General features: G+C 61.9%; 18 protein-coding genes. 4 read left to right on the forward strand and 14 right to left on the reverse strand.

The window, feature by feature from the left end:
- Positions 1 to 172 precede the first annotated feature (172 nt).
- Complete coding sequence (locus J2Y63_RS27980) at positions 173 to 382, forward strand: TOBE domain-containing protein (protein WP_023511854.1); 210 nt, start codon at positions 173 to 175, stop codon at positions 380 to 382.
- 142 nt (positions 383 to 524) lie between these two features.
- Here J2Y63_RS27980 and J2Y63_RS27985 read toward each other — a convergent pair whose 3' ends face one another.
- From J2Y63_RS27985 to J2Y63_RS28000, 4 genes are all read right to left on the reverse strand, one after another.
- A complete protein-coding gene (locus tag J2Y63_RS27985) occupies positions 525 to 1,742 on the reverse strand; it encodes a molybdopterin molybdotransferase MoeA (protein WP_435268788.1) in 1,218 nt (405 codons plus the stop codon).
- A 259-nt stretch (positions 1,743 to 2,001) separates the two neighbouring features.
- Positions 2,002 to 3,036, reverse strand: a complete 1,035-nt coding sequence (locus J2Y63_RS27990; RefSeq protein ID WP_435268789.1) for an XdhC family protein — start codon at positions 3,034 to 3,036, stop codon at positions 2,002 to 2,004.
- A 15-nt stretch (positions 3,037 to 3,051) separates the two neighbouring features.
- Positions 3,052 to 5,811: a molybdopterin-dependent oxidoreductase gene (locus J2Y63_RS27995; protein ID WP_435268790.1), complete on the reverse strand. Its 2,760-nt coding sequence runs from the start codon at positions 5,809 to 5,811 to the stop codon at positions 3,052 to 3,054.
- Positions 5,808 to 6,629: an FAD binding domain-containing protein gene (locus tag J2Y63_RS28000; protein ID WP_435268791.1), complete on the reverse strand. Its 822-nt coding sequence runs from the start codon at positions 6,627 to 6,629 to the stop codon at positions 5,808 to 5,810. Before J2Y63_RS28000 ends, J2Y63_RS27995 begins: the two co-directional genes overlap by 4 nt.
- A 212-nt stretch (positions 6,630 to 6,841) precedes the next feature.
- Here J2Y63_RS28000 and J2Y63_RS28005 point away from each other — a divergent pair, with 212 nt between their 5' ends.
- Positions 6,842 to 7,744 carry a LysR family transcriptional regulator gene (locus tag J2Y63_RS28005; RefSeq protein ID WP_256120219.1) on the forward strand — a complete coding sequence of 301 codons (903 nt, stop codon included), beginning with the start codon at positions 6,842 to 6,844 and terminating at the stop codon, positions 7,742 to 7,744.
- Positions 7,745 to 8,080: 336 nt separating this feature from the next.
- Here J2Y63_RS28005 and J2Y63_RS28010 read toward each other — a convergent pair whose 3' ends face one another.
- Positions 8,081 to 8,908, reverse strand: a complete 828-nt coding sequence (locus J2Y63_RS28010; RefSeq protein WP_435268792.1) for a helix-turn-helix transcriptional regulator — start codon at positions 8,906 to 8,908, stop codon at positions 8,081 to 8,083.
- Between the two features lie 100 nt (positions 8,909 to 9,008).
- On the opposite strand from J2Y63_RS28010, the gene J2Y63_RS28015 reads away from it, so the two are divergent.
- Complete coding sequence (locus J2Y63_RS28015; protein ID WP_435268793.1) at positions 9,009 to 9,908, forward strand: SDR family oxidoreductase; 900 nt, start codon at positions 9,009 to 9,011, stop codon at positions 9,906 to 9,908.
- Between the two features lie 98 nt (positions 9,909 to 10,006).
- Here J2Y63_RS28015 and J2Y63_RS28020 read toward each other — a convergent pair whose 3' ends face one another.
- Positions 10,007 to 10,660, reverse strand: a complete 654-nt coding sequence (locus J2Y63_RS28020; RefSeq protein ID WP_435268794.1) for a hydrolase — start codon at positions 10,658 to 10,660, stop codon at positions 10,007 to 10,009.
- Between the two features lie 152 nt (positions 10,661 to 10,812).
- Between J2Y63_RS28020 and J2Y63_RS28025 the strand changes: the two genes are divergently transcribed.
- On the forward strand, positions 10,813 to 11,706 hold the full coding sequence (locus J2Y63_RS28025; RefSeq protein ID WP_435268795.1) for a LysR family transcriptional regulator: 894 nt from the start codon (positions 10,813 to 10,815) through the stop codon (positions 11,704 to 11,706).
- A gap of 265 nt (positions 11,707 to 11,971) precedes the next feature.
- Here the strand turns inward: J2Y63_RS28025 and J2Y63_RS28030 are convergent, their stop codons facing one another.
- The 8 genes from J2Y63_RS28030 to J2Y63_RS28065 all read right to left on the reverse strand — a co-directional run bounded on the left by J2Y63_RS28030 (position 11,972) and on the right by J2Y63_RS28065 (position 20,540).
- Positions 11,972 to 12,982: a glycoside hydrolase family 3 N-terminal domain-containing protein gene (locus J2Y63_RS28030; RefSeq protein WP_435268796.1), complete on the reverse strand. Its 1,011-nt coding sequence runs from the start codon at positions 12,980 to 12,982 to the stop codon at positions 11,972 to 11,974.
- 27 nt (positions 12,983 to 13,009) lie between these two features.
- On the reverse strand, positions 13,010 to 13,792 hold the full coding sequence (locus tag J2Y63_RS28035; protein ID WP_435268797.1) for a DeoR/GlpR family DNA-binding transcription regulator: 783 nt from the start codon (positions 13,790 to 13,792) through the stop codon (positions 13,010 to 13,012).
- Complete coding sequence (locus J2Y63_RS28040) at positions 13,789 to 14,418, reverse strand: HAD family hydrolase (protein ID WP_435268798.1); 630 nt, start codon at positions 14,416 to 14,418, stop codon at positions 13,789 to 13,791. Before J2Y63_RS28040 ends, J2Y63_RS28035 begins: the two co-directional genes overlap by 4 nt.
- A 97-nt stretch (positions 14,419 to 14,515) precedes the next feature.
- Positions 14,516 to 16,147: a GMC family oxidoreductase gene (locus J2Y63_RS28045; protein WP_435268914.1), complete on the reverse strand. Its 1,632-nt coding sequence runs from the start codon at positions 16,145 to 16,147 to the stop codon at positions 14,516 to 14,518.
- A gap of 14 nt (positions 16,148 to 16,161) precedes the next feature.
- Positions 16,162 to 17,664 (reverse strand): GMC oxidoreductase, encoded by a 1,503-nt coding sequence (locus tag J2Y63_RS28050; protein WP_435268799.1) that lies wholly within the window; start codon positions 17,662 to 17,664, stop codon positions 16,162 to 16,164.
- A gap of 8 nt (positions 17,665 to 17,672) precedes the next feature.
- Positions 17,673 to 18,773 carry an ABC transporter ATP-binding protein gene (locus J2Y63_RS28055; protein WP_435268800.1) on the reverse strand — a complete coding sequence of 367 codons (1,101 nt, stop codon included), beginning with the start codon at positions 18,771 to 18,773 and terminating at the stop codon, positions 17,673 to 17,675.
- Between the two features lie 5 nt (positions 18,774 to 18,778).
- Positions 18,779 to 19,654 (reverse strand): carbohydrate ABC transporter permease, encoded by an 876-nt coding sequence (locus tag J2Y63_RS28060; protein WP_435268801.1) that lies wholly within the window; start codon positions 19,652 to 19,654, stop codon positions 18,779 to 18,781.
- On the reverse strand, positions 19,647 to 20,540 hold the full coding sequence (locus J2Y63_RS28065; RefSeq protein WP_256120208.1) for a carbohydrate ABC transporter permease: 894 nt from the start codon (positions 20,538 to 20,540) through the stop codon (positions 19,647 to 19,649). The genes J2Y63_RS28060 and J2Y63_RS28065 overlap by 8 nt, the downstream gene beginning before the upstream one ends.
- Positions 20,541 to 20,602 lie beyond the last annotated feature (62 nt).

The raw sequence follows: 20,602 nt of genomic DNA on the forward strand, positions 1-20,602 counted from the left end.
CCCGATACGACCGGTGCGCGCATACTTTCTTCTCAGCCATCTGCATCGCAGCAACCGTCATCTTCTGGCTTTAATCAATGAGTCCTGAGCCTAGAGCTGGTCTCTCTGTCTGGACCGTAGTAGCTTTGCAACATGGCATGCTATCGCGTACTCGCCAAAACAGGAGACTCCCATGAAGATCAGCGCACGCAACCGCCTCAAGGGCAAGATCATCGAAGTAACCAAAGGCGCGACCACGGCTCATGTACGCATCGAGGTTGCCGGCGGCGCGGTCGTCACCGCATCCATCACCAATGAATCCGTCGATGAACTCGGCCTCGCCGTTGGCGGAGAAGCCTACGCCGTCGTCAAGGCGTCGGACGTGATGGTCGCCGTCGATTAAACCGGGCTAAAAGTCGCTTGCCGCAACATAGAACGCGGCAAGCGCCTCGTCCTACATATGTTCCCGCGCATATATCCTAATTTCACTGCCCCGTGACAACAGCAGTCCCTCTTCCGGCGAGGACATCAGGCTGGCACCCTTGTCAGAATGGTAAAACCTCGACGACATCTCCCTCTAGTATCTCGGTTTGTTCAGAGTGGAGGACGATCATGACGTCAGCGACGGCAAGGTAACGGAGCCTCGCCGAGCCTTGGTCCGGCAAGGGTTCGACCGCCGTGGCTCGGCCAAGCAAACCTTGACGCAATCGCCCCAAAAGAACCTGCGTCCGCCCCGGCGGTTTGGCGATCTTACTGGTGACTGGCAAATGCCAGGCGTGCCGCTCATTTGATCCCTTCCCACCAAGGCGGGCGATGATGGCACGCCCCAGAAGGGCGAAGCTCGCTGCCGCCGCCAAAGGATTTCCGGGGAGGAGCAGAATGGGGCAATCGTCGATATCGCCAAAGCCGACGGGCTTTCCCGGCCGCATGTCGAGCTTCCAGAACTCAAGGTAACCACGCCGGACGATGATCCGTGTCAGGTGATCGGCAAAACCAGCAGACGCGCCGCCAGTGGAAACCAGGAGATCGTGGTCGGCTGCCGCGGCGACAAGCCGTTCAAGAATGAGTTCTGGGTCGTCGCGGGCAATGCCGAGATCCGTGACGGCGGCTCCGGCGGCTTGGAGCATCCGAAGGAGCATGGGCCGGTTCGTATCGAATATTTTACCCGGCTCGAGGAGACCGGGATTGTCAACAAGTTCGTCACCTGTTGACAGAAGCGCCACCTTCGGTCGTGCCGCAACCAAAACGGATCTAAGCCCAAGCGATGAGAGAAGCGCGATTTGGCCAGGCCCGATGCGGGTGCCGGCCACCATCACGACCGTGCCCTGGGCAACGTCTTCCCCCTTTTTGCGGATATGCAGCTTGCCACCGGCGGGAGCTCTGAGATGAACCTGATCGCCATCAAGCCGGGCGGCTTCCTGCACGACGACACGATCGGCGCCGGGTGGCACCGGAGCACCCGTCGTTATTCGCGCCGCCTCACCAGCGCAGAGCGCGCTCAAGGCTTCCTGCCCCGCCGTAATTGTCTGAGTGATTTTAAGGCAGGCGGTTCCATCCGGCCGCACATCATCTGTTCGGATGGCAAAGCCGTCCATCGCCGCATTGTCGAAACGCGGCAGCGAGACAGAGGCGACTATATCTTCCGCCAGAAGATGATCATAGGCCGCAGAAACGGAAACCCGCATGGGTGGTATTGCCGCTTCTATGTAGCTGGCGATAAAGGCCAGCGCATCGTCAAGGCTCCTTACTTCGCGATCGCTCATTGATCTTTCCACGCCCAGTTCGCTCGATTACTCGAGAGCGCGCCGTGGCAAAGCTAGCATAGGGACCAAGACATCCGCTCTTCCGAATCCGATATATTTTTTGGAATATAATGATGCAAAGATGCCAGTCGAGTCTCAACTGGGATAAGCGCATCTCGAAATCGTGTGATGATGGATCCATGCAAGCGAACTCCATCAGGCGTGCGAGCTTCCTCGCCGGTCCTGCACGTATTGGCGGCTCAAGCCGGCGCAAAGCTTCTCAACGAACGGCCGCGGCATTGCCGGAGCGGCAACCCACCGCCAGCGGTTGGCTGATGGGTTCCCAGATCGGCAGTGGAGATATCTTTCTCCCATCGGACAAGAGACCGACGCCTGCGCTAGCGCTGACATTCGCCTGCATGATCTCCGCCAGGATGGAGAGCGCGATAGAGGATGCACTCTTGCCGCTTTCAAACAAGCCCGCCGGCCCGCGGATGCGACCGAGCTTCTCTTTTTCCACACCGAAGCGCGCAAGGATGTCGAGCCGGCGCTTGTGGGTCTTTCGACTGCCCATGGCGCCGACATAGAAAGCATCGGTCTCCAGGATCAGCGGCAGCAGGTTCGTTTCCCATTCATGATCGTGAAACATCACCGCGACCGCCGTGTGGCGGTCGGCGTGAACGATGGGCAGGCTTGCCGCGCTTGAAATCGGCACAACCTCGACGCCGGGCGTTTTCAGGATCTCCTCGCGTGTTTCCGCATCGGGCGAATAAAGCACCACTTCGAAACCGGTAACAAGACCGAGCCTTGAGAGCTGGACCGCGGAGGGACCGATGCCGGCGATGATGATGCGCGTGCGCGGAGCGTAGATCCGGGTCAGCGTTTCGCTCTCGTCGCCCGCAAGTGATGGTACATGCATGATGGCCGGCAGACGGCGGTGCAGGCGCGCGTCGATCGCGACGAGATCGTCATCAGCAATGTTGACGTCAAAGACGAGTTCGATCGCACTGCCGCAGGGGAGTTGGATGTCGAAGTACTTCGATCCGCGACCATAACGCACGCGTCTGTTTTCGCCGTCCTGAATGGCGGCGATGGCTTCGCTCACCACGGCGCGCTCGATACAGCCTCCCGAAAGATAGCCCGTCCAACGCCCGCTTTCCGAGACGGCCATCTGCGCGCCAAGAGGGCGTGGCGACGATCCTTCGATCTGGACAAGCGTGACGATTGCGATCCGCTCGCCGCGGCGTTTTCGGTCAACGGCGAAATCGATGACATAGTCATCGAATTGATCCCATGATCCGGCCGGCATTTTCATCACGCACTCCTTTTTTCAGGCAGGTTCATAGGCGGTCGCGGCGCTCGCTTGCGAAGGCCGCGCCTCTGCGGCGAGCTTGTAAAGCCGATCCGCCTTGAAGGGCGTTGCGTAGAGCCGCACGCCGATGGCGTCTCGAATAGCGTTGCCGAGAGCAGCGGCGACCGGATTGTAAGGGCTCTCGCTCATGGATTTGGCGCCAAGCGGACCTATGCGATCGTACGTGTCGGCGAAATAGACCTCGGCACGGGGGATGTCGGCGAAAGCCGGAATGTGATAGCCGCGGAACGTCGGATTGGTGACCTTTCCCTCTCCATCGATGTTCAGGTCTTCATAGAGGGCCGCGCCGATCGCCTGCGCGACACCTCCTTCCACTTGCCCGCGGCACTGCATCGGATTCATCACCGTCCCGGCGTCCGCCGCGTGGATCGAGCGCAAGATGCGGATTTCGCCATAACGACGGTGGATTGCCACCTCGAAACCCTGGACATTGAAGGCGACCGACCGCGGCGTACCACCGCTGCGCCCCTGCCCCGACAATTTTACGCCTGCCTCCGCAGCAGCGACAGCCAAGACAGGGAGAGCGATGCGACGGCTGCCGGCTATAACGGCACCTTCGCCAAGCTTGCATTCCGATCGCCCGACATTGGCCAAGGACGCTGCAAAATCCAGGATAATGCTGGCAAGATCTTCCGCGGCCTCCCGGGTTGCCGATCCCGCGACCACCGTTCCGGTGCTGCCGAAAGCGCCGGTATCGTGCGAAATATGATCCGTATCCGACTGCTTGATGCGGACGTGGGCCAGCGTCGTTCCAAGCAAGGAGGCGACAATCTGGCAATGTACGGTCGTGGTACCATTGCCGAATTCCGCCGTGCCGGTCTTCAATTCGTAGGTACCATCAGGCAGGAGCGTGACCCGGCTTTCGGCCCGGTGCCCGCGCGGCGGGATCGTGTCGATCATGCCGGCAGCGACACCGCGCCCGACAAGCCAATCGTCCGAAAGATTAGGGGCTGGGCTGCGGGCAAGTGCGGCTTCTACCATGTCGAGGCACTGGTCCAGGCCGTAACTACCGTACTCCACATCATGAGGCCCATCGTCAGCCGATGTCATCGGGTCACCGGGCACAACCACATTTCGCCTGCGGAACTCGATCGGGTCCATGCCGATCTGGCGCGCGATCTCATCCATCGCGGATTCAACCGCAAAATTGCTCTGGCTCAGCCCGTATCCGCGAAAGGCGCCGCTCGGCATTTCGTTGGTGTAGACCGCGACGGAATCGACTTTCTTGTTCGGGCAGCGGTAGAGCGCTATGCATTCGCCAGAGCCGTGATACATCACACCCGGCCCGTGATTGCCATAAGCGCCTGTATTGGAAAGCATGCGCATGGAGATGGCGGTCAGCAGACCGTCGTTCGTCGCACCGACCTTCACCGTGATCTTCATAGGGTGACGGCTGGTGGAGGCGGAGAACTGCTCCGTTCGTGTGTACTCGAGTTTTACCGGTCGACCGGTCTTGAAGACCGCAAGTGCCACGATATCCTCGGTGATCATTTCCTGCTTGCCGCCAAAGCCCCCGCCGACGCGCTCCGCAAAGACGCGAACTTTCTCCTGCGGAAGATCGAAGAGCGTGCAAAGGGCATCGCGTGTCAGGAACGGCACCTGCGTGCTCGTTCGCATATTGAGCCGCCCGTCACCATCGAGCCAACCGATAGCTCCATGCGTTTCCAGATGAGCATGTTGCACCCGTTGGATGTAATAGGTGCCCTCGTGGATGGCATCCGCCTTCGCAAAACCTTTGTCGACATCGCCCAGATGCCCATGCAGCTCGGCGACGATATTACGCTGTGGATGGGCGATGCGTGAGGAAAGCGGCTTGTCATGAACGACATGCGCACCCGGCCGTAGGGCTTCTTCGGGATCGAAGACCGCAGGCAGCAACTCATATTCGACAGCGATCAGCTTGCATGCTGCTTCCGCAATACCCTCGCTGTCAGCGACGACCGCCGCGACACGCTGCCCGATATGGCGAATGACTGGATCCAGCACCAGCGTATCGTCTGGATCGTCGGTGTACATTTCGTGACGTGCGGTCGAAAAATAGTGATCCGGCGCATCTGCGTGGGTCAGCACGGCCACAACGCCCGGCAGGGCAAGTGCATTGCTTGTATCGATGGAAAGAATACGAGCGGATGGATGCGGCGAGCGCAGGATTTTCATATGCGTGAGGCCAGCAAGATCGCCAACCGGTGCGACATCCATCGTATAGCGCACGCGACCTGTTACCACGCCGGGTCCAGCGGGCGCGGCGAGGTTTCGCCCGCACGCCTGACCCGCACCGACACGCTCGACATGCTTGACGCCCTCAATGGCATCCGCGATTGCGCGATAGCCGGTGCAACGGCAAAGATTGCCCTTCAGCGCCGCGGGAAGATTGCGCCGCTGGGCCTGGTCGAGCGCCGCCGCGGTCATAATCGCACCTGCCGTGCAGAACCCGCACTGGAAACCCTGCGCATCGAGGAAAGACTGCTGAACCGGGTGAAGGTCGTCCGGAGAGCCGAGCCCTTCGATCGTCGTGACTTCCTGGTTCTCTGCCCGAAAGGCCGGCACGAGGCAGCTGTGCACGGGCCGTCCGTCGATGTGAACCGTACAGGCGCCACAGTCGCCCGCGTCGCAGCCCTTCTTCACGCCGAAGCAGCCAAGATCCCGCAGGAACGTGCGCAAACACTGGCCCGGCCGCGGGATCGCCTCATGCGTCTTGCCGTCAACGAGATAGGTCATGTCCATTCTCCAAGCTCTTTACGGATTTCCTCCGCGAAAAGGTGCGTCATATGTTGGCGCCAGTCGGGCAGGCCATGAATGTCGTCATAATAGAGCGCGTCCGGAATATCGTTTTCGAGGCTGCGCTCCAGTTCGCGGGAGCTTGGGCAGTGCGGGAATGCGAACTGCACCGGTCGGCGCGTCGAAGCGGTGACCGTGAGCACGAAGCCGCCCTTGGCCGAGAGCGTACCGATGAGAAGCACGCCCGAGCGACCTAGCGGGGTAAGGCTCGCCCGGCGAAATGCCGTCCTGCGTGAAAGCGCCTCCCACGGCAGGTTGATACCGCGCAGAATTTCGCCAGGCCGCAGATCATTGCTCAGTGGCCCTTTTACGAAATCGACGACCGGGACTTTTCGTGCTGAACCATCCGATGACCATATCGTGCAAACCCCTTCGAGCGCTGCGGTCAACGAGATCATGGGGCCGGCCGGCAGGGACATGCACAGGTTGCCGCCGACAGTAGCCATGTTCCAGATCTTGAACGAGGCGAGGAATGAGCGGCAGCATTTGCCGATCAGTCGCGCTGCAGGCCATGCGACAGGTGGCTCGAAAGCATCGAGCGTCGCTACCTTGCAGGTCGCGCTGATCGATAGACCGGCATCGGTCGTTGTAAGAGGCTGCCAGTCGAGCAAAGACAGATCCACGAGCCTCTGGAGTTTGGGTTGCGGCTCGGAAAACAACCATGTCCCACCGCCAAGCCATGCATCACCCTCCTGAAATGGCCAAAGTTCGGCGCGGCTCTGCGGCCTGCTGACGGCGTTGATCGTGTTGATATCCAAGGCGAAGACCTCCGGTGAACATTGGCATCGTGAATGTCCTTCATCCGGATTGATCTTGCCATTTCCAATTTAAGAGCGAATTGTTGCCTAAAAGGCATCAACGAACGGAACGTCTCATGCGCACGCCAGAAGCTGCCCCCATTCGGCCATCTCCGCCACGTGAGCGCGCACTGTCCCCTATGCTGCTCGCCCGTATATTTCACCAGCCGGCCATGATCTATTTCCAGACCGCCGCGGAACTGTTGTCCATCCGGGAATGCGCGCGCCGCCTCAACGTCGCCTCGTCTGCCGTATCCAGGCAAATCACCCAGCTCGAGGACGCATTGGGCATGGCATTATTTCAGCGCGAAGGCCGCCGCATCAAGATGACCGCCGCCGGCGAAATTCTCTATAGGCACGTCCGTCGTGTCGCCTCGCCGCTTGAAGCGGCAGTATCGGAGCTCGACATGCTGCGCGGGCTCAAGACCGGTTCCGTCCGTATCGCCACGGTCGAAAGCGTCGGTCTGTCCTTCCTGCCGGCCCTTCTGACGGCGTTTTCGCAGCGTCACCCGACATTGCATCTAAATGTCGAAGTCACGTCCTCGTCCGACGTCGTCTCCCGCCTCATCGACGAAACAATCGACGTCGGTTTCGGCTTTGTGACGGCACCGCCTCGTGAGATCGAAATGGCGGTGCGCCGCGACGTGCGTGTCGGCGCGCTCATGCGACCGGATCACCCGCTTGCCTCTCAGCAAAGCCTTACCCTCGCGGACTGCTTTGCCCACCCTGTTGCCATTGGAACGCGCGAGCTCTCCATCCGCCGGGCAATCCAGCCCAATCTCGAAGCGGCAGCAACGGCACGGCCGCCATTACTGGAGGTCGGATCGATCCGCATGCTCGTGGAGTTGGCACAAGCCGGGCATCATATTTCCATCATGACACCAATTGGTGCACACAACGAGATCGGCAGCGGAGCATTGATTTTTCTCCCTCTCACCGATCCTGGGCTTTCGACCAATCGCTTCGGGCTGATGGTCCGAACCGGTGCAGACCTGCACTTCGCCCCTGCCGTCTTCTATGATCAGGCAAAAGAGCATTTCCGCAGCTTGGAACTGCCTGGGGCGGTGCTATCCTAGTTCACCCGAAGAGCATCACGCTTCACCTCGCCCAGGACCGAAAGCCGGAGGCAAGCTCGCTCTCAACGGGATATAGTCGGAGACCTCGTAGGCGTCGGCGCCTACGATTTTGGTGAGCGGTGATCCTGAATATCATTCCGGCAACGGTGTCGGCACGGCTTTGGGATATCTACGAAGATGGGTTGAAACCTCTTCCTGGGCCGTGGTGACGACTTAACGATTTGCGATTCCTCGCAAGGAGCAAAGCAGATTCAAGCCTGATTTTTGGGCAAGATCAGTCATGCCTGCCGATAAGGCCCGATTTATCCTGGGTTCGGTGGTATCAGGCACGCTGCCTCAGCGACACGTCCCCGAAATCAGCGAGCGAAACTGCTCCATCACCTCAGGGTTCGCTGGACTGTAAACCATCATGTTGAGGTCAGATCGGCCCTCGACCGCAAAATTCGAGAATTCAAGTTCTATCGGCCCCAGGACGGGGTGGTGGAGGCGCTTGACGCCGTCTCGGAAACCCGCGATTTCATTGTCCTCCCAGAGCGCCTTGAATTCCGGGCTGCTGGCTGAAAGTTCATCCACCAACTGCTGAATTTCCGCGCCGGCACCTGCACGCGTGGCATCGGCCCGGAAAGCGGCAACGACATAGCGCGCGACACTCTGCCAATCGTCCTGCGCCGCGCGAACCCGTTCGTCAGAGAACATCATGCGAAGGATGTTGCGCTTATCCTTGGGGAGCTTGGCATAGTCCGTGAGGATCACGGTTGCTGCTCTATTCCATGCCACCACCTCCCATGTGGCTGTCCTGATAATGGCAGGGCTGAAAGGCATGGCATCGAGGACGCGTTGAAGCCGCGGGGTAATGCCTTCGGGCTGGCGGTATCGCGCCTCCGGCGGATGGCCGAAAGCGAGAATGTGAAGATGGTCGCGTTCGGGCTCGGTCAGCATGAGCCCGCTGGCGATCCGATCAAGCACATGGGCTGAGGGTGCTCCGCCGCGCCCCTGCTCCAGCCAAGTGTACCAGGTCGGGCTTATGTTCGAGCGCTGGGCCACCTCTTCGCGACGCAAGCCCGGCGTGCGGCGGCGTCCAACCTGGAAGCCGAATGTCGCGGGATCAAGCCGCATGCGCCGGTCGCGCAAGAACGTGCCCAGGATATTTTCGAAATCGCTCACGCTGATGATCCTGTTGGTGATTATACCATGATAAAGTCACTACTTTAACAGGACAATTTTTCATGGGATCAGGCGCTACGTCAATATCGGAGACTTTCCCATGCGTGTTTTCCTAACGGGTGCCACAGGCTTCATCGGATCCCGGATTCTTCCCGAATTGCTGGCCGCCGGCCATGAAGTCATCGGCCTCACCCGCTCCAAGGCCGGTGCGGACGCTTTGGCAGCGGCAGGCGCAAGCGCTCATCTCGGAACGCTGGAGGACCCTAACGGCCTTGCGGATGGAGCACGGAGCGCAGACGCCATCATCCATACTGCCTTTGATCATGATTTCACGAATTTCGTCGCCAATTGCGAAAAGGATCGCGGTGTCATTGCCGCACTCGGGTCTGTGCTGAAGGGGTCGGATCGGCCGCTGCTCATCACGTCGGGCGTCGGCATCGGGGACCCGGGCGATGGTCGGCCTGCCAGGGAAGATGTTTTTGATGCACATCATTTCAATCCGCGCATCGCGTCGGAACTGGCGGGGCAGGCCTTGCTCGAAGCAGGCGTCAACCTGTCCGTCGTGCGGCTGCCGCAGGTACACGATACCTTCAAGCAGGGCTTGATCTCCCCCTATATCGGGATGGCGCGGGAGAAGGGCGTGGTCGCCTATGTCGGGCAAGGCGCCAACCGTTGGGCGGCCGGCCACGTACGCGATGTGGCCAAGCTCTACGTGCTTGCCCTTGATCGCGCCGAGGCAGGTGCCCGTTACCATGCTGTCGCCGAAGAAGGCGTGGCGGCGCGGGACATAGCCGAGGTGGTCGCTGCGGGCCTCGATCTTCCGGTTGTCTCCCTTTCGCCGGACGAGGCGGCACCGCATTTTGGTTGGTTCGCGATGTTCGCCGGGGCGGATATCGTCGCATCCAGTGCCCAGACGCGGGAGAAATTGGATTGGGTGCCGACAGGCCCGAGCCTGATCGAAGACCTGCGGCAGATGGATTATTCCGTGAAGAAGGCCTGACGTCTGACGCGATCGACATCAATAGGAGCAAGGCCAAGCGGATGACGCAGGTCGACGAGCGGTCGGTTGCTCGAAATCCTGGTCATCCGCGACAGAGATCAGCCGGCGGCGCTGGGCACCGGCGTGTTGAGCAGCTGTTGTTCCCACAAGTAGGCGATGCCGCTGCCGCCAAAGTGCTGGATGAGAATCTCGGTCAGCGCCTCGACATGCTCTGTGCGCGCCCAATCCCGTTGCCATTCGCCGGCGAGCGCCATCACCGTCATCACATTCGCGCCGGCCGTGATCATCCGCTGGATGGCAACCTCGTGAGACTCCTTCGAAATCCCGCCCGACGCATCGGTAATCACGGTCACGTCCCAGCCTTCGCCGGCGGCCTGGATCACTGGCATTGCGACGCAAACCTCGGTCCACAGGCCGGCGATGATCAATTGCTTGCGGCCGGTCGCCTTGACGACGTTCACCACATTCTCATCCTGCCAGGTGTTCACCCATGTGCGATCAATGACCTCCTGGCCCGGGAACACGTCGGTGATCTGCTTAAAGAGAAGTCCACCGCGCGCCGCGATCACGCTGGTGAGAACGGTCGGAACATTGAAGGCTTTTGCGAGCTTTGCCAGCGCTGTCGTGCTGTTAACCACAGCTTGCGGGTCGTGGCTGTTGAGGTTCGCGAGTTGGTAGGGTTGATGGTCGATCAGAACGAGGACCGAGTTTTCCGGGCGAAGAAGCGAATCGAGGCCGTTACGAAGGGTCATCAAGATTTCCTTTCTCTGCCGCCATGGCGGCAATGGGTTCACGGGGGACATTCGCCAATGAGTGACGTCGCCGGAACGCAATTTGCTGTTCCTTTTCGTGATGCGGTAGTGCCATAGTCAGGCAATCTGTGGAGCGAAATGAGGAACGCGGAATGGACATCGAAGACCTGCAGACATTCGTTGCCGTAGCCGATGCAGGGGGTGTATCGGCCGCCGCGCGCCGGCTCGGCGTCTCCAAGTCGATCGTCAGTCGACGGCTCTTTCGCATTGAGGCGGAGCTAGGCGTTCAGCTTCTGGCACGCACGACCCGCGGGGCGGCGCTCACAGAGGCGGGAATGACCTTCAGGGACCACGCGGCCAGGGCCAGCGCCGAGATCGATACGGCGAGAGAAGCGATCCTGCCGACCGGCGAGCTGCGCGGCCGCCTGAGAGTGGCGATGCCGCTCTCGTTCGGACCGACCCATTTCGCCCCCGTGCTTGCAGAAATGGCGCAGCGCCACCCGCAGCTCCACATCCATGCCGCCTACAGCGATCGATTTGTCGATCTGGTCGCCGAAGGTTTCGATTGCGCGATCCGGGTCGGTTACCTTCAGGACTCCAACTTGATCGCGAAGCGCGTCGGGCCGATCTATGGAAAGCTCGTCGCAAGCCCGACTTACATCAAAACGCACGGTTCACCGGATACGGTGGAACAGCTCGCCGACCATCAGGCCCTCATGCAGGGAACGGAGGCCTGGCAGTTCATGGATGGCGAAAAGGTTGTCACGGTTCAGCCGCAGGGCAGGTTCAAGGCCGACAATGCGACTGCGCTTGCCTCCGCCGCGGCCGCGGGGCTCGGCATCGCCTGGCTCCCCGATTGCATCACACACGACTATGTGGTCTCCGGCGCGCTCGTTCCGGTGATGACAGGCTACCCCCCACCGTCGGCAGGGGCCTATGTCGTCCGACCGCCGGGTAAGCACCCTGCGCGGAAAGTCCGGGTGCTTATCGAAATGCTGATCGAGTATTTCGCCCAAAACCCGGACGTTTGGGGTTTCGACCGCTAAGACCGAAACTTTGCAGCGCGACTTAAGCTCGTCGCGGAGATTTTCCCACCTCTCTCCCATACATCAGCCTCGCCCAGGATGACGAGCACCTTGGGCGACGCGTTGCTGCATCGGAGCCGCCGGCAAGACGCCGGCACGGCCGATCTGGTCGGAGCGTCGCACCAAAGTTGCTGCCGGCGCGGTTGATCTCCTGCAGCGCACCCATTTCGCCATCGACGGCGGCGGCGACGATACCCTGTTCGGCATCGACCGCGATGTTTTCCTCTTACGAGGCGGCCGCATTCCGCCGCACGCCGGCGGCTGCTTCCGACAGACGATCCAGAGATATCCGTCCGGATCGCGCCGCCGCGGCAATGCCGTCGCACAAGGCATCAAGGTGCGGCCCTCCCCCGACCAACAGCAGATCGGCTCCCGCATTGACCGAGGCGATGGCAGTCTCGAGCAGCGAGCGGCCGCGCATGGTGGCTGGCGCATCCAGATCGTCGCTGACGATCAGGCCCCTGAAGCCGAAATCGTCGCGCAGCATCGCCATGATTGCAGGCGACGTGCTCGCGGCATTTTGCCCGTCGAACGCGGCAACAGGCGCGGGGCCTGTCATGATCGCCTTGGTTCCAGCTTCGATCGCCGCCCTGAACGGCAGGGCATTGTGCAGAATGCGCTCCCGCGGCGTGAGCAGGGAAACGTCGACAAGTGCCGGGTCGCCCGCCAGATCGTTGAAACCCGGAAAATGCTTGGTCACGGCGGTAATGCCGGCGCTCTGGACGCCCGTGACGAAAGCGGAAACCAGCCTTGCCACAGCCTCCCGATAGCTGGCCATCGTGCGGCCCCGCAGCCATTGGTTCTGTCCGTCGATGACATCGGCGATCGGTGCCAGGAACATCGACACCCCGAGTTCGCGGGCCGCCGAAGCCGTGATGCGGCACCGCTCGGCAAGCGATGCATCGTCCAGCGCGTGGGCCTCGTCCAGCGAGGGGAGCGGTGGGACCAGCCCCGTGAGCCGCTGGATGCCACCCAGTTCCTGATCCACCGCAACGATCAAATGGGGCGCGACGGATTTCAACTCTGCGATACGGGCCTGGAAGACGGCCGGCGTTTCGCCGGCGAGCCTTTCTGCGGACATGGCGCGTGCGACATATTCCGCCCGCGTCTCGCCGATCAGAACGGAACAGCCGCCCTTTTCCAGGAAGGGCACCATGACATCCAGCACATCGAGCGTATCGAATGCTGGCAGCAGGATCGCCCGGGCGTCCTCGTCAGGTGAAAACGTCATCGTCATCTCCGTAATGCAGGATGTTGAGAGGTGTCAGACAATCGTGACATCGACGCCGGCCTCGCCGATGGCGGTGAGGATGATGGTGTCCTTGCTGTCTGTGAAAAGTGCCGAAACGGCGGAAATCCGAGCGACCTGATGGGTTGCGGCCTGACCAAGCTTGTCGGCGGTCGCCAGAAGAAGGGTCTTGTTCGCGGCTCGGATCATCGTGGATTTGAGGTGTGCATCCTCGAAGTCGTCGCTGCGCAGCAGCAGGTCGTGATCGACGCCGCACGTACCGAGGATGCAGTAGTCGGCCCGAACCGCCCGCACGGCATCGATCGCTCCGGCACCGGTCGCGCTGCGGGTCAGCCTGCCCAGGCGGCCGCCGAGCATGATCACTTCGGCGAGCGGATGGTCGAGCGCGGCGGCGGCTACATCGACGGCCGTCGTGATGATGCGGATGGAGAGCGCCGGTGAAAGACTGCGCACGAACTGGACGACGGTCGTGCTGGAATCCACCAGCAGCGTCGCGCCGTCCGGGATGGTCGCGGCGGCGGCAAGCCCGATCCGCTGCTTCTCTCCGGCATGCAGCGTTTCGCGACGATGAAAATCGAGCGCAGGCGTGACAAGCCGTGCCGCGCCGCCGTGAAACCGCTGCACGAGGCCTGCATCCGAAAGATCGCGCAGGTCGCGACGGATCGAATCTTCCGAAACGCCGAATTCCTGCGCGAGCCCGGCCGCGAGGACACGTCCCGCCGCATTCACCTTGTCGAGGATGACGGCCTGCCGCTCCTCCGGAGAAAGTGCGGCCAGTTCCGCCTTGTCCGCGCTCATGCCGCCGGCTCTTCCACATGGGTAAGAAGTCCGAGCGCGGTCAGCCGAGCCTCAAGGGCCGCGGCCGTGCGGAAGTGTTCGGTGTGGAAACCAAGGGCTGCCGCTGCGGCAATGTTCGCCGCGTTGTCATCGATGAAGATGCACTCCTCGGCGCGGACGCCCGCCCGCTCCAGGAAGCGGTTGAAGATCGCGGCATCCGGCTTCACCAGCTTCTCCGTGCCGGAAACGACGAGAACGTCGAACAGGCCGAGGAACGGATAGATGTCCTTCGCCCGCGGGAAGGTCTCGGCCGACCAGTTCGAAATCGCGTGCACCGGAACACCGGCCGTCTTCAGGCGTCGGAGAATCTCGGCCGTCCCGGCAACCTCGCCTCCCAGCATTTCGTGCCAGCGCAGCCAGTAGGCCTCGATCAAGGCGACCCGCTCGGGATGACGCTCGCCAAGCGCGGCGATGCCCTCGGCAAAAGGCCGGCCCGCATCGAACTGCTCGTTCCAGGCCGATGTGCAGACCTCGCTGAGGAAAGCGGACACCGCCGCCTCGTCGGGGAGCAGCTTGCGATAGAGATAGGCGGGATTCCAGTCGATCAGGACGCCACCGATATCGAACACAACAACAGTCGGATTCATTTTTGCCTCTTTATGCATGTATTTGTTCATACAATGCACGAATAGGCAGATAAACGCAATAAAGAGCACGAAAGATTTTGGCGCTTCTCGTCATGTCCTACGACCGCAGAAATTCGGCCGCGCGCTCGCCGATCATGATGCAGACCGAATTCGGGTTGCCGGAGATCAACGTCGGCATGACCGACGCATCGGCGACGCGCAGCCGCTCGATGCCATGCACGCGCAGTTTCGGATCGACGACCGCCATGTCGTCGCTACCCATCCGGCACGTTCCGGCAGGATGAAGGGCTGCATGCGCATCCTTGACGCAGAAGGCCCTGATATCCTCCCGCGTCTTCAGCGCCGGCGATGGCGCGTGCCGTGCTGCCACGAATTTCGAGATTGCCGGCTGCGCCATGATGTCGATGGCGGCCATCGCACCTTCGGTCATGGCGTCGAGATCGTAGGGATCGGAGAAATAGCGCGGCGCCACGCGCGGGTTTGCCGCCGGGTCGGCGCTCAGGAGCGTGACCTCCCCCCTGGAGCGCGGCCGGATCTGTCCGAGATTGACCGTGCAGCCATTGCCGCCGGGAACCGCATCGACACCCTCCTCGATGCCCGCGCCGACGACCATGAAATACTGGATGTCCGGGCTCGCCTCGCCCCTGTTGCCCCACCAGAAGGCGCCGCCTTCGATGAGGTTGGAAGATGCGGGGCCGTTGCGGAACAGCGCATAGTTCAGCCCGGCAAGCGCCTTCCAATGCGGCTTCTTGTACTTGTCGTAGCTGTGCGGGCCGTTGAGCTGGTAGACGAGCGAAATCTCGATGTGGTCCTGCAGGTTCTGGCCGACACCCGGCAGGTCGGCGTGCACGTCGAGGCCCTGGCGCCGGATCTGGTCCGCCGGGCCGACGCCCGACAGCATCAGGAGCTTGGGCGTGGCGATCGCCCCCGTCGAGAGGACGACCTCCTGGTCGGCGCGGTACACGACCGTGCGCTTGCCCTTGACACACTCGACACCCACCGCACGCCCGTTCTCGATGAGCACGCGCGTGACCATGGCGCCGGTTTCCACACGCAGATTGCGCCGCTTGCGTGCCGGGTTGAGATAGGCCACGGCAGCGGAGCTACGGCGACCGTTGCGGGCCGTGATCTGATAGAGGCCACAGCCTTCCGGATCGCCGGAGTTGAAATCCGGATTGTAGGGCAGGCCCGCCTGCTGGCATGCCTGGAGCCAGGCGCGGGTCAGCGGATGGATATAGTCGATATCGGAAACGCCGAGCGGGCCGCCGACACCGTGCGCCGCGTTGCAGAAACGGTTGTTGTCCTCGGCGCGCTTGAAGAAGGGCAGAACATCGGCATATCCCCAGCCTTCGGCTCCCAGCTCGACCCATTGCTCATAGTCGGCCGGCACGCCGCGAATGTAGATCATGGCATTGACGGAGCTGCCGCCGCCCAGAACCCGGGCCTGCACCATGGTCGGCGTCTCCGTGCGCTCCTGCTCGGCCATCGGCTCCCAGGGAATGCGCTTCAGGAGGTCGCCTTGCGCAGTCTTGTAATAGGCGCCGGGAATGTGGATGTACGGGCTGCGGTCGCGTGGTCCCTCCTCGAGCAGGAGCACGTTGACGGCGGGGTCTTCCGATAGGCGCGCGGCGATGACGCAACCCGTCGAGCCGCCACCGACCACGATATAGTCGAATGTGGTGATCTCGTCCGGATGCCGGGGCGAAATGCCGTAGCGCGCCGATCCCATATCCCGAAGTCCCATCATCGCCCCCTTGAAATGGCGCTGCCGGCCTTGATCGCGAGGGCAGCAATGGTCAGAGCCGGATTGACGGCGGCCGATGTCGGCAGCACGGAGGCATCCGTGACGTAGAGGTTTTCGACATCATGGCTGCGGCAATCGAGATCGACGACCGAGGTTTGCGGATCGCTGCCCATGCGGGCGGTTCCGCATTGGTGCGACGTCGTCTTGCGGCCGAATGTGTGTGTCAGCACGATCGGGAAACCAGCTTTGCGCATGACCGCGCTGGTCCTGGCAATCAGCGCCTCATGTGCGCGCATGTTCGAGCGGATCCAGTGCATGACGATGCGGTTGTCGCGCACCATCACGCGACTTTCCGGATTGGGCAGGTCCTCGCTCGTCAGGAACCAGCCATAGGCGTAGCGCGCGATGAGTTTTGCAATCCACGTTGGCGCCGGAAATGGAAGATTGGCCTTGAGGATGTTGCCGGTAATGTGCCCGAGAAGCTGGACGTTGCCGAGCGGCGCGCCGTATTCGTTGTCCGCGTTGTAGAAATCGTTGAAAGCGATGGTCTTCTGGTAGACCGAGGTATTGGCCGCGAATGGATCGATCGTCAGCATCGCCGTCGTGTTGTGGTTCATGAAGTTGCGGCCCACCTGGTCCGAATTGTTGGCGAGACCGGTCGGATGCGCCTTGCTGGCGGAGCGCAGGAGCAGTGCTGCCGTCTGCACCGCACCCGCAGCCACGGCGAAGCGATCGGCGGAAATGCGGTGCTCAATCCCATCCTTCACATAGACGGCGGCAATGACCCGGTGGCCCGTCTCGTCGGTCTCAAGGCGTGTCACGCTGGCGCCGGTCAGGAGGCTGACATTCGGGTGGGCGAGCGCACTTGTGAGCGGCCCCACTTCCGCATCGATCTTGCCGGCGCCCGTGTTCGGAAACGCATCCCAGCCCGTCTTCGCCCGTTTCAGCCAGGCGTCGATATCGATCGAGAGCGGCAGGGCCGCCGGATGAATGCCGGCCTTTTCCAGCCGGCGGCGGACGGCCGCGATCGCCGGTTCGTCAGGAACCTTCGGATAGGCATAGGGCGTGTCGTGCGGCGGCTCCGTTGGATCCTCGGAAACGGAACCGCGCACTCGGAAAATGCTTTCGGCCGCATCGTACCAGGGGGAAAGTGCCTCGTAGGACATCGGCCAGCCCGGAGATGCGCCGTCCATATGTGGCCGCGGCGCAAAATCCTCGCGGCGGTAACGATACATGACGGCACCGAAGAACTTCGAATTGCCACCCACATAATAGTAGTTGCCCGGAAGGAAGCTCTCGCCATCCGTGCCCAGCCATTCCTCCGAAGAGCGGTAGAAGCCTTTCTGGAAGATCGCACGGTCATCGCGCGCCTCCGGGCTGTCCTTCAGGTAATCGCCACGCTCGAGGATAACGATCCGCAGGCCGGAGGGGGCAAGGCTGTGTGCCAGGGACGCGCCGCCGATGCCGGAGCCGATGATGACGATGTCTGCGGTCTGGGTCATGATGCCTTTCAGTCGATGCGGGTTTCGGATTCGATGTCGAACAGCACGGTCTTCGATGTGTCGACGGATAGGGCCGCTTCCTGCCCTGCATGGGCCTGCTTGGGCGGAAGACGAGCCGTCACCTCGACGCCGCCAAGCTGGAAGACGGCCAGGGTGTCAGGTCCGGTCGGCTCGACCACGTCGAAGTCGATGGTGAGCGATGGCGGGGCAGCGCCCGTGGCAATCGAGAAGTTTTCCGGGCGGATGCCGACAAGCACCTTCTTGCCCGCGTAGCGTCGCAGGGCCTCTGGCGACAGGCTGATGCCGGCGATGCGTGCGGCCGGCCGCCTGGCGATGTCGATGACGGCGGTCGCTGTCGAACCTTGCACCTCCAGGACCGCCGGCACGATGTTCATGGCCGGCGAACCGACGAAGCGTGCGACGTAGACATTGGCCGGCCGGTCATAGACCGCTTGCGGCTCGTCAAGCTGCTGCACGACGCCGTCCTTCATGACCGCCACGCGGGTGGCAAGCGTCATGGCCTCGATCTGGTCATGCGTGACATAGACGATCGTCGTGCCGAGGCGGGCATGGAGGCGCTTGATCTCCGTGCGCATGTCGACGCGCAGCTTGGCATCGAGGTTCGACAGAGGCTCGTCGAACAGGAACAGCTTCGGCTCGCGCACGATGGCACGCCCCATGGCCACACGCTGGCGCTGGCCGCCGGAGAGCTGCGACGGCTTGCGATCGAGCAGATGATCGATCTGCAGCAGGTCGGACGCCGTCTTGACGGCCTTGGCGCGGTCGGCCTGGGTGACCTTTCGGATCTTCATGCCGAACTCGATGTTCTGCCGCACGGTCATCGTCGGGTAGAGCGCGTAGGACTGAAACACCATCGCGATGTCCCGATCCTTCGGCGAAAGCTCGTTGACGGTCTTTCCCGCGATGCGAATCTCGCCGCCCGAGATCGTCTCCAGGCCGGCGATCATGTTGAGAAGCGTGGACTTGCCGCAGCCGGAGGGGCCGAGCAGCACGAGGAAATAGCCGGTTCCGATGGAGATCGAAACCTCCTTCAAAACCTCGAAATGGCCGTAGGATTTGCGGACGCGATCGATTTCAAGAGTGGACATGGGGATCAGCCTTTCACGGCACCGGCCGTCAGCCCGCGGACGAAATATCGGCCAGCGACGATGTAGACGACCAAAGTTGGGATGGCGGCGATCATGGCGGCAGCCATGTCGACATTGTACTGCTTGCGACCGGTGGTCACGTTGACGATGTTGTTGAGCGCGACCGTGATCGGGCTGCTCGAACCGGAGGTGAAGGACACGCCGAAGAGAAAGTCGTTCCAGATCTGCGTGAACTGCCAGATGCAGGACACGACGATGATCGGAATGGAGGTCGGCAGGATGACGCTCCAGAAAATGCGGAAGAAGCCGGCACCATCGACCATCGCCGCCTTCGTGAGTTCATCCGGCAGCGACACGAAGTAGTTGCGGAAGAACAGCGTCGTGAAGCAGATGCCGTAGGAGACATGGACGGCCACCAGACCGGGAATGGAACCGGCGAGACCCAGCAGCCCGAGCGTGCGCGCCATGGGAATGAGGATCGCTTGGTACGGCAGGAAGCAGCCGAAGAGCATGAGGCCGAAGACGAAGTTGGCGCCGGGAAACTTCCATTTCGTGAGGATGTAGCCGTTGATCGCGCCGATCCCAGTCGACAGTGCGACAGCCGGGATGACCATCAGCAGCGAGTTGACGAAATAGGGTTTCAGCCCGGTGCATTCGGTTCCGATGCAGGCCTGCGACCAGGCCGCCCGCCACGCATCGAGCGTCACCACCTTGGGCAGGCCGATGAAGGAACCACCATAGATCTCGTCGAGCGGCTTCAGCGAGGTCGAGACCATGACCCAGAGCGGCATCAGGTAGAGCAGTGCCACGATCACCAGGCAGGTGTAGATGACGATGCGGCCGAGCCGCGCCTTGCCGGATTGCGAGAGTGCTTCAGCCATTGTTCTTCTCCCGCAGCTCGGAATAGAGGTAGGGAATGATGATCGCCGCGACGGTCATGAGCATCATCACGGCACTGGCCGCACCGACCCCCATCTGGTTTCGCCGGAAGGTGGCGGAGAACATGAAGGTTGAGGGCAGTTCGGTCGCCGTGCCGGGACCGCCGTTCGTCAGCGCCAGCACCAGGTCGAAGCTCTTGATGGCGATGTAGCTCAGCAGGACAATCACGCTCAGCATGGCCGGGCGCAGCATGGGAATGATGATCTGCCGGTAGATCAGCGGCAGCGTGGCACCCTCGATCTGCGCCGCCTTGATGACGGAGTTGTCGATGCCCCTGAGCCCCGCAAGGAAGATCGCCATGGCAAAACCCGAGGACTGCCAGACGCCGGCCACCACGACGGTGTAGATCGCCATCTGCGGGTCGGTGATCCAGTCGAAGCGGAAGTCCGTCCAGCCGAGATCGTTCACCACCCGCTGGATGCCGAGACCGGGATTCATGATCCACTTCCAGGCCGTTCCCGTCACGATGAACGACAGCGCCATCGGATAGAGATAGATCGCCCGCAGAGCCCCCTCGGCCCGGATGTTCTGGTCCAGGAGGATCGCCATCAGCAGGCCCAGGCCCGTGGACAGCGCCAGGAAGAGCGCGGAGAAGATGAAGAGGTTCGCGACGGCTGTGTGCCAGCGGGGCGTGGCCCAGAGGCGCACATATTGTTCAAGCCCGACGAAATCGTAGGTCGGCACGAATTTCGACGAGGTGACGGAAATCAGCCCCGTCCACAGGATGAACAGGTAGACGGTGACGATGACGACGAGCAGGCTGGGAGCGACGACGATGCGCGGAAGCCAGGCTGCCAATCGCGATGACATGCGCGTAGAGGCGCTCATGGGTCAGCTCCGATTGCGGGTATGGTGGAGGAGCCGACAGGCGCGGCTCCTCCGGTTGGCAG

Origin of the sequence: Shinella sp. BE166 (assembly GCF_051201095.1) — a bacterium.
In the GTDB taxonomy this organism is placed as follows: domain Bacteria; phylum Pseudomonadota; class Alphaproteobacteria; order Rhizobiales; family Rhizobiaceae; genus Shinella; species Shinella lacus.